The organism is Streptomyces sp. NPDC048650, from assembly GCF_043199095.1.
In the GTDB taxonomy this organism is placed as follows: Bacteria; Actinomycetota; Actinomycetes; order Streptomycetales; family Streptomycetaceae; genus Streptomyces.
On the sequence record NZ_JBICVM010000004.1, the window covers coordinates 31,532 to 44,669 of the forward strand.

Here is a 13,138-nt window from a genome sequence, read left to right on the forward strand (position 1 = left end):
GATTGTTCATATGTGCCACTCAGAAGAGGAAGTACCGCTGGGCCATGGGGAGTTCGGTGGCCGGGTGGGGTTCGACCACTTCGCCGTCGATGGTCACCGTGAAGGTGTCGGGGTCGACCTGGACACGGGGCAGCGCGTCGTTGTTGCGCATGTCGGCCTTGGTGACGCCACGGGTGGAGCGGATGGCTCGGTACCGCTTGGCGAGCGGGAGGCGCTCGGCGAGGTCGTCGTCGAGGGCCTGCTGGGAGACGAAGTTGACGGAGTTGCTGCCCGGGGCCCGGCCGGTGGCGCCGAACATCGGGCGGGGCAGGATCGGCTGCGGCGTGGGGATGGACGCGTTGGCGTCGCCCATCTGCGCGTACGCGATCTGGCCGCCCTTGATGACGAGCTGCGGCTTGACGCCGAAGAACGCCGGGTCCCACAGGACGAGGTCGGCGAGCTTGCCCTCCTCGACCGAGCCGACGATGTGGTCGATGCCCTGGGCGATGGCCGCGTTGACGGTGTACTTCGCGACGTAGCGGCGGGCGCGGGCGTTGTCCGCGCTGCCGTCGCCGGCCAAGGTTCCGCGACGGCGCTTCATGACGTGCGCGGTCTGCCAGGTACGCATCACGACCTCGCCGATGCGGCCCATGGCCTGGGCGTCGGACGACATGATCGAGATGGCGCCGAGGTCGTGCAGGATGTCCTCGGCCGCGATGGTGGAGGGCCGGATCCTGGACTCGGCGAAGGCGAGGTCCTCGGGGACGGCGGGGTTGAGATGGTGGCAGACCATCAGCATGTCGAGGTGTTCCTCGATGGTGTTGACGGTGTGCGGCCGCGTGGGGTTGGTGGACGCGGGCAGCACATTGGGCTCGGAGACCATCGCGATCATGTCGGGGGCGTGGCCGCCGCCGGCGCCTTCGACATGGAAGGCGTGGATCGATCGGCCGGCGATGGCCGCGAGGGTGTCGCCGAGGAATCCGGCCTCGTTGAGGGTGTCGGTGTGGATCGCGAGCTGGGCGCCGCTCTCCTCGCAGACCGTCAGGCAGGCGTCGAGGACGGCGGGCGTGGCGCCCCAGTCCTCATGGATCTTGAAACCGAGGATGCCGGCCCGCAGCTGGTCGCGCATCGACGCCAGGGACATGGTGTTGCCCTTGCCGAGCAGGCCGACGTTCACCGGGAGGGAGTCCATCGACTCGAACATCCGGGCAACGTGCCAGGCGCCGGGGGTGATGGTGGTGGCCTTGCTGCCCTCGGCGGGGCCCGTGCCGCCGCCGATGAGGGTGGTGACGCCGGATGCCAGCGCCTCGTCCACCTGCTGGGGGCAGATGAAGTGGACGTGGGTGTCGATGGCCCCGGCCGTGAGGATCTTGCCGTTGCCCGCGATGACTTCGGTCTCGGGGCCGATGACGAGGTCGGGGTGGACGCCGTCCATGGTGTCGGGGTTGCCGGCCTTGCCGAGCGCGGTGATCTGCCCGTCCCGTATGCCGACGTCGGCCTTGACGATGCCCCAGTGGTCGAGCACGACGGCGCCGGTGATCACGGTGTCGGGGGTGCCCTCGGCGCGGGTGGCGCGGGACTGGCCCATGGACTCGCGGATGACCTTGCCGCCGCCGAAGACGGCCTCGTCGCCGGCCCGGCCGGGCCCGCCCGAGCGGTCCTCGGTGATCTCGATGACCAGATCGGTGTCCGCGAGCCGGATCCGGTCGCCGGCGGTCGGGCCGAAGAGATCGGCGTACGCCTGGCGGGTCAGCTCAGCCATCGAGGGTGCCTCCGGTCTCGCCCCGCAGGCCCACGACGATGCGCTTGCCCCCGATGGGGACCAGCTCGACCTCGGTGGGTATGCCGGGCTCGAAGCGCACGGCGGAGCCGGCCGCGACGTTCAGCCGCATGCCGTGCGCGGCCGCGCGGTCGAAGTCGAGGCCGGGGTTGGCCTCGGCGAAGTGGTAGTGGGAGCCGACCTGGACGGGGCGATCGGCGGCGTTGAGGACGGTCATGCGCGTGAGGGGGAGGCCTTCGTTGAGGCGCACCGGCTCGTCGGCGTAGAGGATCTGTCCCGGGATCATCTTCTGCTCTCCCGTGGTCAGTTGATGGGTTCGTGAACGGTGACGAGTTTGGTGCCGTCGGGGAAGGTGGCCTCTACCTGCACGTCGTGGATCATCTCGGGGACGCCTTCCATGACGTCGTCCCGACCCAGGACCTTGCGTCCGGAGGACATGAGCTCGGCGACCGTGCGGCCGTCCCGGGCACCCTCGAGAATGTGCACGGTGAGCAGCGCGATGGATTCCGGGTGGTTGAGCTTCAGCCCCCTGGAGCGCCGTTTTTCGGCCACGTCTGCCGCCACATGAATCATCAAGCGCTCTTGTTCATGCGGGGTCAGTTGCATACCTTCCACCTCACAGTCTTCCCGCCTGGGCACATTCCCCCAGGTCACAGGCGTGGGCACACCCGCGAGCTTAGATGTATCACGCAATAATTAAAGGGGGAGCAAATCGGCTTCCAGCACTTGGCCATCAACAGCCTCGCGGCGCGAGACTAGTTCGGCGTGATTTCGACAGCGTTACGGACAGCGACACCTCGCATTACCTGTTACGCCCGCCGTAACGCGTCGCACAGCCTCCCGTCACGGTGCCGCAACCGGAGCCCCCGACACCCGCGCACGCCCCCGGCTCCGGGCGGCGGACCGCAACGGCCGCCCCGCTCCCCGCCTCCAAGGCGTCGGCGCACCGCGAAAAGTGCGCGTCCGGCAGGTCACAGAAAGCCGCCAACTCCCGTAAAAGGGACGCGTTCCGCTCCTCGAACACGACTGTCCGGTATCCGCTCTTGACGGTTTGCGAAGTGATCGCAATCCTCATGTGCGCGTCAAGACGCTCCGCACAACCCCCCACACCAGTATCGGAGCCATACCGTGACTCGTTCCACGCGAATACGCCGGGCCGCGCTGGCCACCGGCGCCGCCACCGCCCTCGCCGCCACGCTCTTCACCGCGGCCGGCGCCTCCGCGGACCCCGCACCGGCCGCCGCCCCCGACATCGACGTCAAGGCCGTCAAGGCGGACCTGGACCAGCTTCAGTCGATCGCGGACGCCAACGGCGGCAACCGCGCCCACGGGCAGGCGGGCTACAAGGCGTCCGTCGACTTCATCAAGGGCAAGCTGGACAAGGCCGGATTCACCACCAAGCTCCAGGAGTTCGACAACAACGGCGCCAAGGGCTACAACGTCATCGCCGACTGGCCCGGCGGCGACGAGAGCAAGACCGTGATGACCGGCGCCCACCTGGACTCGGTCGACGCGGGCCCCGGCATCAACGACAACGGCTCCGGCTCCGCCGGCACCCTCGAGGTCGCCCTCGCGGTCGCCAAGGCGGACCTCAAGCCCACCAAGCACCTTCGGTTCGCCTGGTTCGGCGACGAAGAGGACGGCATGGTCGGCTCGACGGCGTACGTCGACAAGCTCGGCGCCGACAAGTCGAAGCTCGACTCCTACCTGAACTTCGACATGATCGGCTCGCCCAACCCGGGCTACTTCGTCTACGACGACGACCCGCGCCTGGAGAAGGTCTTCAAGGACTGGTACGCGACGAAGAAGATCGCCACCGAGAAGGAGACCGAGGGCGACGGCCGCTCCGACCACGCCCCCTTCAAGGACGCGGGCGTCCCGGTCGGCGGGCTCTTCTCGGGCGCGGACTACAAGAAGACCGAGGAGCAGGCGAAGAACTGGGGCGGCGAGGCCGGCACGGCGTTCGACGCCTGCTACCACCAGTCCTGCGACACGTCGAAGAACCTCGACGAGAAGGCGCTGGACACCAACAGCGACGCCATCGCCCACGCGATCTGGGAGCTCAGCTCCTGACCCGAGCTCCCCGCTGAACGACCCGCATCACCCATAGGTCAGCTCTCGCGACCCGGCCGCCGATCCCCGGCGGCCGGGTCGCGGTGTTCTGCCGCGATGCCGAACCGCCGCCGTTCGCCCGGAGCGGGTGGCAGCTGCCGCACGGCGGAGACCGTGCTGATCACTTGCTCCTCCCCCACATCGTCCGCCCGCCGCCCGAGTTCTTCGAGTAGCTCCAGGTCAGCGGCGGAAACCAGCGCCACCAGCGGCTTTCCGTGGCGGGTCACCACCACCCGCTCGCTGCCGTAGACGACGCGGTTGATCAGATCCGCGAGTTCGGCTCGGGCTTGCGTCACCGGAATTTCATAGGCCATGCTCCCATTCTAACGGGATGTACGTCCTGTACATTTTTAACGGAAGAGAGGAACGGCCATGCAGCGACCGACGGCCCGCTACGTCCTGCCGGAGTTCACAGAGCGCACCACCAACGGCACCCGCACGCTGGATCCGTACTCCAAGCTGCTGAGCGAGCGCATCATCTTCCTGGGCACTGCGATCGACGACACCGCCGCCAACGACGTCATGGCGCAGCTCGTCCACCTCGAACACAGCGCTCCCGAGCAGGACATCTCGCTCTACATCAACTCCCCCGGCGGCTCGTTCACCGCAATGACCGCCGTCTACGACACGATGCGGTACGTGTCCTGCGACATCGAGACGGTGTGCCTGGGGCAGGCCGCCTCAGCGGCCGCGGTACTGCTGGCGGCCGGCGCACCCGGCAAGCGGCTCGCGCTGCCCGGCGCCCGGGTGCTGATCCACCAGCCGTCGCTGGCGGAGCCGGTCCAGGGCCAGGCCACCGATCTGCACATCCAGGCGACGGAGCTGCTGCGCACCCGCGACAAGCTGGAGGAGCTGCTGGCGCGGCACACCGGCCGGCCGCGCGAGCAGATCGCCGCGGACATCGAACGCGACAAGATCTTCGACGCCCGCGCCGCCCAGGAGTACGGCCTGATCGACGGCGTCACCCGCAGCCGCAAGCCGTCGTCCGCTCAGCTCGGCACGCGGTGAGCGCGGGTGCTGCCACCGGAGCTGCCGCCGCTGCCCGCACTGACCCGGGCCGAGGGTGAGGTGATCGACCGGTATCTGGAGGCCCTGGACCTGCTGGGCCGGATCAATCCGGCCCGCAGCGGTGACACCTATCGCGGCCTGCGCGCCGCCCAGGCCCTGGTCGGCAAGGCCGCCGAACTGCGCGACGCGCTCGCCCTGATGCACGGCCGCGGCGAGAGCGAACTGCACTCCGCGACGCTCGCCAAGGCGCTGCGCGTCCTGGACGGCGAGCGTCGGGCCGGGCTCGTCGCGGTGCCACCGCCCTCCGGGCCGTGACGCGACACGCGCCGTGACACGACACGCCCTCACCCGAGGAGCCCGTACGGCGTAGCCCGGGGACCTGGTAGAGGCGGGCGACAACTTGCAGAAATCGGCTCCACGCCAGGTGGAACCGATGCCGTCGGCCCTGGTCCCGGCCTCGGCTGCCACCTCACCCCGTCCACAGAATCCGACATTGGTCACCATTTGGAGCAAATGTGACTAATGTCACGCACGGCACTTCTTACGAGATTTCGGGCGCCAGCGGCGTAAGGATCCCTCCACGACAAGACCCCGCCACCTCGACGGGGCGGTCCGGACGGGCGCCTAATCCTGCCGCCGTGCCGGATGTCAGGTCGACGCGGTTGGATCGGCAGGAGCGGAGGACCCGAGCACGACGGGGCCCCGGCCGCCCTCGCGGCCGACGGGCTCCTTGGGGTGAAGCCGTACGCACGGCCGGGCATCTTCGCCTGCCCGAACCCGACAGGTCTTCCTTCGCAGGCGGCTGACGAAGGGTTGCGCATGAGCATGCGCAGGCATCTGCCGAATCTGCTGGCACGCGCCGGCACCGTCTCCGCCCTCACGATGGCCACCATCGGGGCCACGACCGTCGCCCCAGGAGCGGCCCCGGAGGCCGAGGCGGCCGCGGTATCCGCGAAAGCACTGCGGATCGCGGCCTCCAAGCGGGGCTCCCCCTACCAATGGGGGGCACAGGGCCCCCACCGCTTCGACTGTTCGGGGCTGACGCTCTACTCGTTCAAGCATGCGGGCAAGGCACTGCCACGGACCGCGGCCGCGCAGTACAACGACACCAGCCACATCTCCCGCGCGGCGCGCAGAACCGGTGACTTGGTCTTCTTCCACGGCGGCCGCGGCGTCTACCACGTCGGTATCTACGCGGGCCGAGGCCGGATCTGGCACGCGCCCAAGCAGGGCGCGGTGGTGCGGCTGGAGCGGATCTGGAGCGCCGCGGTCTGGTACGGCCGGGTGGGCTGACCTGCGGAGATCATGATCGCCGGCCAGGTGCCGGGCGGCGTGGCCTCATGGGTCGAGGGACCGGTGGTCCTCACCGGACGCTGCCCGGCCCCCGCGGCCCGTGCGGGGGCGCGGACCACGTACCCGAGCGGCGGCGAAGGCGGCTTGCGCGGGCCTCAGCCGAGCACCAGCCCGGCGAGCAGGGCGCCGCCGAGCGCGGTCAGCAGCGTTCCGGTCGTCGCCTCCAGGGCGCGCGCCGCCCGAGGGCGGCGCAGCAGCCCGCCGAGCCGGTCGACGAGCAGGGCGACGGCGGGGAACCACACCGCCGCCAGGCCGACCACGACGGCCGCGAGCAGCAAGGTGCGCGGCAGCGCCGGTTCGCCCGCGGGGACGAACTGCGGGAGCAGGCTGAGGAAGAGCACGGGTGCCTTGGGGTTGAGCACGTTGGTGAGAAAGCCCTGGCGCAGGCACTTTCCGGTGCCGGGGCCGGCCGTCGGGTACGGGCCCGCGGCGCCGTCCGGGGCATCGTCCGGGGTGCCGTCCGACGACGGTGCGACAGCGGCCGGGCGGCGGGCGAGGGCGACCAGCGCGCGGATGCCCAGGGACAGCAGATAGGCGCCGCCCAGGAGTTGGATGGTCTCCAGCAGCGCCGGCACGGCGACCAGAACCGCCGCGAGCCCGGCCGCCGCCAGCGCGGTGTGCACCAGCAGCCCACCCGCGACCCCGAAGGCGGTGGCCACCCCCGCTCGGCGGGTAGCGAGTGCGTTGCGCACCACGATCGCGAAATCCGCGCCCGGCATGGTCACCATGCCCGCGGCCACTCCGGTGAAGGCCATCAGCTGTCCGTCCATGAGAGCAGCATCGCCGACCGGAGCCTTTAATAGGTATGAGGAATCTTCTCGGTCTGCCTGAAGAGATTCTTAAGGCTGGGCTGGTGGGACGATCGAGGCAGGCGCCCGACGGCCGGGAGCGGTAAGGCGGCTCCCACCGCCCGGCGGCGCCCAGGACTACGGAGGTGCTGGTGTACGACCCCACCCGGCTGGCCGCCCTGGTGGCGGTGGCGGAGGCCGGTTCGATCACCCGGGCCGCCGAGCGGCTCGGCTACACCGCGCCCGCGCTCTCCCAACAGCTCGCCAAGCTGGAGCGGGAGGCGGGCGCGGCGCTGCTGGTGCGCCATCACCGTGGCGCCCGGCTGACGGCGGCCGGTGAGCTGCTGCTCGTACGGGCACGGCGGGTGCTGGACGAGCTGGATCTGGCGCGGCACGAGCTGGCCCAGCTGACGGGGCTGTCGGGCGGCCGGCTGCGGGTGGGCACGTTCGAGACGGCCGGTACGCATCTGCTGCCGCCCGCGCTCAGCGCGTTCCGGCGGGCCCACCCGGACGTGGAGCTGAGCGTGACGGAGTTCGTCCCTCCGCAGGAGATGACGGCGGTGGCGCTCGGCGAGGTGGATCTGGCGCTGACGCACGAGTACACGCCGGGCGAGGCGGTGCCGGTGCCGGACGGGGTGCGGTTGGAGCCGCTGCTGGCCGAGGAACTGGTACTGGTCACGGCCCCGGGGCATGCGCTGTCGGCCGGCGCCGGACGGCTGCCGCTGGCCGAGCTGGCCGGTCAGCCGCTGGTCAGCATGGCACCCACCAATCCCAACCGGCGGGCGGTGGAGGCGACCCTGGCGGCCGCGGGGGCGAGTGTGGCGGTGCGGTGCGAGTCCCCGGGCTACGCGGTGGTGTGCGCGCTGGTGAGCGCGGGGCTGGGGGTGGCGGTGGTGCCGGAGATGATGGCGGCGGGTTCGGTGACCCCGTTGGGGGTCCGGCGCCTGGACCCGCCGGAACTGCACCGGCGGATCTCGTTGGCCTGCCGGTCCGGGGACGCCACGCCTGCGGCGGAGACGCTGCGGGCCCTGCTGCAGGGCGCGTTCACCCGCAGGTGAGAGGTGCCGGGCCGTTCACCGGCGCCGGGCCGGGGCATCGCGGTGAGAGATGCCGGGGCCGTTCAGCGGGCGCCGGGCCAGGGCATCGCGATGCCGACGGTTCCTCTCCCCCGGTCGGCCCGGCGAGGACGGGGACGCCCTCGCCGGACGATGGACGTGCCGGGCCGGTCGCGCGGCCGGGTCAGCTGCCGACGTAGGCCGCGAGGTGCTCGCCGGTGAGGGTGGCGCGAGCGGCGACGAGGTCGGCGGGGGTGCCCTCGAAGACGATCTTGCCGCCGTCGTGGCCGGCGCCGGGGCCGAGGTCGATGATCCAGTCGGCGTGCGCCATGACCGCCTGGTGGTGCTCGACGACGATGACCGACTTGCCGGAGTCGACGAGCCGGTCGAGCAGACCGAGCAGCTGCTCGACGTCGGCGAGGTGGAGGCCGGTGGTCGGCTCGTCGAGCACGTAGACGCCGCCCTTCTCGCCGATGCGCGTGGCCAGCTTGAGGCGCTGCCGCTCGCCGCCGGACAGCGTGGTGAGCGGCTGGCCGAGGCCGAGGTAGCCGAGCCCGACGTCGGCGAGCCGGCCGAGGATCTTGTGCGCGGCCGGCGTGTGCGCCTCGCCCGAGCCGAAGAACTCCTCGGCTTCCGCGACCGACATCGCCAGCACCTCGCTGATGTCGCGGCCGCCGAACGTGTACTCCAGGACCTCGGCCTGGAACCGCTTCCCCTCGCAGTCCTCGCAGGGGGTGGCGACGCCGGCCATCATCGCCAGGTCGGTGTAGATGACGCCGGCGCCGTTGCAGGTGGGGCAGGCGCCCTCGGAGTTGGCGCTGAACAGGGCCGGCTTCACGCCGTTGGCCTTGGCGAACGCCTTGCGGATCGGGTCGAGCAGTCCGGTGTAGGTCGCCGGGTTGCTCCGCCGCGAGCCGCGGATCGGGCTCTGGTCGACCGCCACCACACCCTCGCCGGCCGGGATCGACCCGTGCACGAGCGAGCTCTTGCCGGAGCCGGCCACGCCGGTGACGACGGTGAGCACCCCGAGCGGGATGTCGACGTCGACGCCCTGCAGATTGTTCGCCGTCGCGCCGCGGATCTCCAGTGCGCCGGTGGACTTGCGCACCGTCTCCTTGACGGAGGCACGGTCGTCGAAATGACGGCCGGTGATCGTGCCGCTGGCCCGCAGCCCCTCGACGGTGCCCTCGAAGCAGACGGCGCCGCCCGCCGAGCCGGCGCCGGGGCCGAGGTCGACGACGTGGTCCGCGATCACGATCGTCTCCGGCTTGTGCTCCACGACGAGCACGGTGTTGCCCTTGTCCCGCAGCTGACGGAGCAGGTCGTTCATCCGCTGGATGTCATGGGGGTGCAGCCCGATGGTGGGCTCGTCGAAGACGTAGGTGGTGTCGGTGAGCGAGGAGCCGAGGTGGCGGATCATCTTGACGCGCTGCGCCTCGCCGCCCGACAGCGTGCCCGCCGGCCGGTCGAGCGCGAGGTAGCCGAGGCCGATCTCCACGAACGAGTCGAGGGTCTGCTGCAGCGCGGTGAGCAGCGGAGCGAACGACGGTTCCTTGAGGCCGCGGACCCATTCGGCCAGATCGCGGATCTCCATCGCGCAGGCGTCGGCGATGCTGATCCGCTTGATCTTCGACGACCGGGCACCCTCGCTGAGCCGGGTGCCCTCGCACTCGGGGCAGGTGGTGAAGGTGACCGCCCGCTCCACGAACGCCCGGATGTGCGGCTGCATCGCCTCCTTGTCCTTGGAGAGCATCGACTTCTGGACCCGCGGGATCAGCCCCTCGTAGGTCATGTTGATGCCCGCGATCTTCATCCTGGTCGGCTCGCGGTGGAGGAAGTCGTGCAGCTCCTTCTTGGTGTATTTGCGGATCGGCTTGTCCGGGTCGACAAAGCCCGACTCCTTGTACAGCCGCATGTTCCAACCGTCCGCGCCGTAGCCGGGGATGGTGATCGCGCCCTCGGAGAGCGACTTGGCGTCGTCGTAGAGCTGGGTGAGGTCGATGTCGGAGACGGTGCCCCGGCCTTCGCAGCGCGTACACATGCCGCCGGTGCGGTGGAAGGTCGCCTTCACCGTCTTCTTGGCGCCGCGCTCCACGGTGATCGCCCCGCTCGCCCGGACCGAGGCGGTGTTGAAGGAGTACGCGCCGGGCGGGCCGATGTGCGGCTTGCCGAGCCGGCTGAAGAGGATGCGCAGCATCGCGTTGGCGTCGGTGGCGGTGCCGACCGTGGAGCGGGGGTCGGCGCCCAGCCGCTGCTGGTCGACGGTGATCGCGGTCGTCAGTCCGTCGAGTACGTCGACCTCGGGCCGTGCCGGCGTCGGCATGAAGCCCTGTACGAAGGCGCTGTAGGTCTCGTTGATCAGGCGTTGCGACTCCGCGGCGATCGTGTCGAACACCAGAGAGCTCTTGCCCGAGCCGGAGACACCGGTGAACACCGTGAGGCGGCGCTTCGGGATCTCGATGCTGACGTCCTTGAGGTTGTTCTCCCGCGCGCCGTGCACGCGGATCAGGTCGTGGCTGTCGGCAGCGTGCGGCGCAGGCGACTGCGCGGGCTTCCTCTTGGCCGGGCTCATCGTGTCTCCATCTGTCGGGCGGGGTCCGCCCTCGCGGCCCCCGTCGGCGTCGCCTGGCTGATCTCACCGGCTTCGAACAGCACGTCCGGTTCTGCTTCGTCGGGGCGGACGCGGCGACGGTCCGCCGTCCGCCCGGCGCCGATACCGGGTGTCGCGGTTCAGCGGATCTCGTTGATGCGGATCAGGTTGCCCGCGGGATCCCGGAAGGCGCAGTCGCGCACCCCGTACGGCTGCTCGGTCGGCTCCTGGACGACCTCGGCACCGCCGGCCTGCAGCCGCTCGAAGGTGCCGTCGAGGTCGGCGGTGGCGAGGATGAGGCGGGCGTAGCTGCCCTTGGCCATCATCTCGACGATGGTGCGGCGCTCGTCGTCGGTGATGCCTGGGTCTGCGGCCGGCGGCTCCAGGACGATGGACGTGCCGGGCTGATCGGCGGGGCCGACCGTGAGCCAGCGCATCGCGCCGTACGCGACGTCGTTGCGTACCTCGAAGCCGAGGATGTCGCGATAGAAGCCCAGGGACGCGTCCGGATCGTCGTGCGGGAGGAAGGTCGAATGAATCGTGAGGTCCATGACGGTCACGCTAGCCGCGGCTCGGGGACCGCGCTTCTCGATTCCTGATCGGTCTGGTCACCTGTTTCGCCACGCACGACGGCATGCCCGCCGTCCCGCCCGCCGCCTGGCGCCGGTAGACGCTGGGCGGCACGCCGACCAGCTCGGTGAAGCGGGTGCTGAAGGTGCCCAGCGACGAGCAGCCCACCGCGAAACAGACCTCGGTGACGCTGAGGTCGCCACGACGCAGCAGCGCCATCGCGCGCTCGATGCGCCGCGTCATGAGGTAGCCGTACGGCGACTCGCCGTAGGCGAGCCGGAACTCGCGGCTGAGGTGCCCGGCCGACATGTGCGCGCCGCGGGCGAGCGCCTCGACGTCCAGCGGCTGCGCGTACTCCCGGTCGATCCGGTCGCGGACGCGGCGCAGGCGCGCGAGGTCGCGCAGGTGCTGGGCCGCGGTGGGTCTGCTGGTCACATGCCAGAGCGTACGTCGCGCCGGAGTCCGCCCGCCGCCGCCGGCGTTCCCGCTCCGTCCCGTGATCGCTCCGGCGAGCCCTCGGAGCGCCGCCGGCCCGCTCTTCCGCACGCGTACCGAGCAGGCCCCGACCTGCCTCGTCGCGGCGAAATATGCCCTTTCAGGACGCCGGCGCGGTGGCCAGGATCGTGTGCACCGCGGCCTCTACCTGATCCTGCGTCAGGTCCGCTCGGGCGGTGAGCCGCAGCCGGGAGACGCCGTCCGGCACGGACGGCGGCCGGAAGCAGCCGACCGCGAGCCCGGCCTCCCGGCAGTCGGCCGCCCAGCGGAGGGCCTGCTCGGGCGAGGGCGCCCGTACGGAGACCACCGCGGCGTCCGGCCGTACCGCCGTCAGGCCGGCCGCGGTCAGCCGGGCGTGCAGTTCCCGGGCGCGGTCCCCGGCCCGGGCGGCGCGCTCGGGTTCGCGGCGCAGCAGCCGCAGCGCGGCGAGCGCGCCACCGACTGCCGCGGGCGCCAGCCCGGTGTCGAAGATGAACGACCGGGCGGTGTTGACCAGATGCCCGATGACCCTGGCCGGGCCGAGCACCGCACCGCCCTGCGCGCCGAGCGCCTTGGACAGCGTCGCGGTGGCCACCACATCGGCGTCCCCGGCAAGGCCGGCGGCCGCGACCGCGCCGCGACCGCCGTCGCCGAGGACGCCGAGGCCGTGCGCGTCGTCGACGACGAGCGCGGCGCCGTGCGCCCGGCACGCCGCGGCGAGGGCGGTCAGTGGCGCGGCGTCACCGTCGACGGAGAACACCGAGTCGGTGACGGCGAGCGCCCGACCGCCGTGGCCGCGCAGCGCGGTGCGGACGGCGTGCGGGTCGGCGTGCGGGACGACCGCGGTACGCGCCCGTGAGAGGCGGCAGCCGTCGATCAGGGAGGCGTGGTTGCCGGCGTCGGAGACGACGAGCGAGCCGTCGGCGGTGAGCGCGGTGACCGCGGCGAGGTTGGCGGCGTAGCCGGAGGACAGGACGAGTGCCGCCTCGAAGCCGCAGAAATCGGCGAGTTCGCGCTCCAGTCGGGCGTGCAGCTCGGTGCTGCCGGTCACCAGTCGGGAGCCGGTCGCCCCCGCACCCCACTGGCGGGCGGCCGCCGCCGCGCCGCCGGTGACCTCGGGGTGGCGGGCCAGCCCCAGGTAGTCGTTGCCGGCGAGGTCGAGCAGCGGGGAGTCGGCGGGGCGGGGCCGCAGCGTGCGGACCAGTCCGGCGCGCCGGCGCTCGGCGTGCGCTTCGTCGATCCAGTCGAAGGCCGCGCCGTACCCCTGCCGGCCGGGGCCGGCGGTCGTCGCGGGCGAGGCATCGCGCAGCGGCGGCGGGGCGGAGTCCTGAAGCATCGGCGTCCTTCGTCTCTCGGCCTCGTCGGGCGGCCTCGATTGTGGGCTGTCGATAGACGTTAGCGGTCGTTCCGGGCGGCCACGGTGTGGCGA

At 71.5% G+C, this 13,138-nt stretch carries 14 protein-coding genes and 1 riboswitch; of the genes, 5 read left to right on the forward strand and 9 right to left on the reverse strand.

Going from position 1 to position 13,138, the window contains the following annotated elements:
* Positions 1 to 19 precede the first annotated feature (19 nt).
* From ACGFML_RS12555 to ACGFML_RS12565, 3 genes are read right to left on the reverse strand one after another with little or no spacing between them, the layout of a single operon-like run.
* Positions 20 to 1,741 (reverse strand): urease subunit alpha, encoded by a 1,722-nt coding sequence (locus ACGFML_RS12555; RefSeq protein WP_393542814.1) that lies wholly within the window; start codon positions 1,739 to 1,741, stop codon positions 20 to 22.
* Positions 1,734 to 2,045 carry an urease subunit beta gene (locus ACGFML_RS12560; protein WP_393542816.1) on the reverse strand — a complete coding sequence of 104 codons (312 nt, stop codon included), beginning with the start codon at positions 2,043 to 2,045 and terminating at the stop codon, positions 1,734 to 1,736. The genes ACGFML_RS12555 and ACGFML_RS12560 overlap by 8 nt, the downstream gene beginning before the upstream one ends.
* A 17-nt stretch (positions 2,046 to 2,062) precedes the next feature.
* Positions 2,063 to 2,365 (reverse strand): urease subunit gamma, encoded by a 303-nt coding sequence (locus ACGFML_RS12565; RefSeq protein ID WP_393542817.1) that lies wholly within the window; start codon positions 2,363 to 2,365, stop codon positions 2,063 to 2,065.
* 522 nt (positions 2,366 to 2,887) lie between these two features.
* On the opposite strand from ACGFML_RS12565, the gene ACGFML_RS12570 reads away from it, so the two are divergent.
* Positions 2,888 to 3,832, forward strand: a complete 945-nt coding sequence (locus ACGFML_RS12570; RefSeq protein WP_393542819.1) for a M28 family metallopeptidase — start codon at positions 2,888 to 2,890, stop codon at positions 3,830 to 3,832.
* 38 nt (positions 3,833 to 3,870) lie between these two features.
* Here the strand turns inward: ACGFML_RS12570 and ACGFML_RS12575 are convergent, their stop codons facing one another.
* Positions 3,871 to 4,185, reverse strand: a complete 315-nt coding sequence (locus ACGFML_RS12575) for a type II toxin-antitoxin system Phd/YefM family antitoxin (RefSeq protein WP_393542820.1) — start codon at positions 4,183 to 4,185, stop codon at positions 3,871 to 3,873.
* A gap of 58 nt (positions 4,186 to 4,243) precedes the next feature.
* Here ACGFML_RS12575 and ACGFML_RS12580 point away from each other — a divergent pair, with 58 nt between their 5' ends.
* The 3 genes from ACGFML_RS12580 (at position 4,244) to ACGFML_RS12590 (ending at position 6,172) form a co-directional block, all read left to right on the forward strand.
* Positions 4,244 to 4,879: an ATP-dependent Clp protease proteolytic subunit gene (locus ACGFML_RS12580; RefSeq protein WP_393542822.1), complete on the forward strand. Its 636-nt coding sequence runs from the start codon at positions 4,244 to 4,246 to the stop codon at positions 4,877 to 4,879.
* Between the two features lie 6 nt (positions 4,880 to 4,885).
* On the forward strand, positions 4,886 to 5,194 hold the full coding sequence (locus ACGFML_RS12585; protein ID WP_393542824.1) for a hypothetical protein: 309 nt from the start codon (positions 4,886 to 4,888) through the stop codon (positions 5,192 to 5,194).
* Between the two features lie 309 nt (positions 5,195 to 5,503).
* Positions 5,504 to 5,695: riboswitch (cyclic di-AMP (ydaO/yuaA leader) on the forward strand.
* A 3-nt stretch (positions 5,696 to 5,698) separates the two neighbouring features.
* On the forward strand, positions 5,699 to 6,172 hold the full coding sequence (locus tag ACGFML_RS12590) for a C40 family peptidase (protein WP_393542826.1): 474 nt from the start codon (positions 5,699 to 5,701) through the stop codon (positions 6,170 to 6,172).
* A 155-nt stretch (positions 6,173 to 6,327) separates the two neighbouring features.
* Here ACGFML_RS12590 and ACGFML_RS12595 read toward each other — a convergent pair whose 3' ends face one another.
* Positions 6,328 to 7,002, reverse strand: coding sequence for a LysE family translocator (locus tag ACGFML_RS12595; RefSeq protein ID WP_393542827.1), 675 nt, complete (start codon positions 7,000 to 7,002; stop codon positions 6,328 to 6,330).
* A gap of 170 nt (positions 7,003 to 7,172) precedes the next feature.
* Between ACGFML_RS12595 and ACGFML_RS12600 the strand changes: the two genes are divergently transcribed.
* The gene (locus tag ACGFML_RS12600; RefSeq protein ID WP_393542829.1) at positions 7,173 to 8,078 is read left to right on the forward strand and encodes a LysR family transcriptional regulator; all 906 of its coding nucleotides are present in this window, start codon (positions 7,173 to 7,175) and stop codon (positions 8,076 to 8,078) included.
* A 181-nt stretch (positions 8,079 to 8,259) separates the two neighbouring features.
* Here ACGFML_RS12600 and ACGFML_RS12605 read toward each other — a convergent pair whose 3' ends face one another.
* The 4 genes from ACGFML_RS12605 to ACGFML_RS12620 form a co-directional block, all read right to left on the reverse strand.
* Positions 8,260 to 10,647: an ATP-binding cassette domain-containing protein gene (locus ACGFML_RS12605; RefSeq protein WP_393542831.1), complete on the reverse strand. Its 2,388-nt coding sequence runs from the start codon at positions 10,645 to 10,647 to the stop codon at positions 8,260 to 8,262.
* Positions 10,648 to 10,805: 158 nt separating this feature from the next.
* Positions 10,806 to 11,216 carry a VOC family protein gene (locus ACGFML_RS12610; RefSeq protein ID WP_393542833.1) on the reverse strand — a complete coding sequence of 137 codons (411 nt, stop codon included), beginning with the start codon at positions 11,214 to 11,216 and terminating at the stop codon, positions 10,806 to 10,808.
* Positions 11,217 to 11,226: 10 nt separating this feature from the next.
* The gene (locus ACGFML_RS12615; protein ID WP_393542835.1) at positions 11,227 to 11,670 is read right to left on the reverse strand and encodes a helix-turn-helix transcriptional regulator; all 444 of its coding nucleotides are present in this window, start codon (positions 11,668 to 11,670) and stop codon (positions 11,227 to 11,229) included.
* Positions 11,671 to 11,830: 160 nt separating this feature from the next.
* Positions 11,831 to 13,045, reverse strand: a complete 1,215-nt coding sequence (locus ACGFML_RS12620) for an 8-amino-7-oxononanoate synthase (RefSeq protein ID WP_393542837.1) — start codon at positions 13,043 to 13,045, stop codon at positions 11,831 to 11,833.
* Between the last annotated feature and the right edge of the window lie 93 nt (positions 13,046 to 13,138).

What these genes read in the sequence shown, in the direction of transcription:
- ACGFML_RS12555 (WP_393542814.1), bottom strand. Translation starts at nt 1,741, where the DNA reads ATGGCTGAGCTGACCCGCCAGGCGTACGCCGATCTCTTCGGCCCGACC.
- ACGFML_RS12560 (WP_393542816.1), bottom strand. Translation starts at nt 2,045, where the DNA reads ATGATCCCGGGACAGATCCTCTACGCCGACGAGCCGGTGCGCCTCAAC.
- ACGFML_RS12565 (WP_393542817.1), bottom strand. Translation starts at nt 2,365, where the DNA reads ATGCAACTGACCCCGCATGAACAAGAGCGCTTGATGATTCATGTGGCG.
- ACGFML_RS12575 (WP_393542820.1), bottom strand. Translation starts at nt 4,185, where the DNA reads ATGGCCTATGAAATTCCGGTGACGCAAGCCCGAGCCGAACTCGCGGAT.
- ACGFML_RS12580 (WP_393542822.1), top strand. Translation starts at nt 4,244, where the DNA reads ATGCAGCGACCGACGGCCCGCTACGTCCTGCCGGAGTTCACAGAGCGC.
- ACGFML_RS12590 (WP_393542826.1), top strand. Translation starts at nt 5,699, where the DNA reads ATGAGCATGCGCAGGCATCTGCCGAATCTGCTGGCACGCGCCGGCACC.
- ACGFML_RS12595 (WP_393542827.1), bottom strand. Translation starts at nt 7,002, where the DNA reads ATGGACGGACAGCTGATGGCCTTCACCGGAGTGGCCGCGGGCATGGTG.
- ACGFML_RS12605 (WP_393542831.1), bottom strand. Translation starts at nt 10,647, where the DNA reads ATGAGCCCGGCCAAGAGGAAGCCCGCGCAGTCGCCTGCGCCGCACGCT.
- ACGFML_RS12610 (WP_393542833.1), bottom strand. Translation starts at nt 11,216, where the DNA reads ATGGACCTCACGATTCATTCGACCTTCCTCCCGCACGACGATCCGGAC.
- ACGFML_RS12620 (WP_393542837.1), bottom strand. Translation starts at nt 13,045, where the DNA reads ATGCTTCAGGACTCCGCCCCGCCGCCGCTGCGCGATGCCTCGCCCGCG.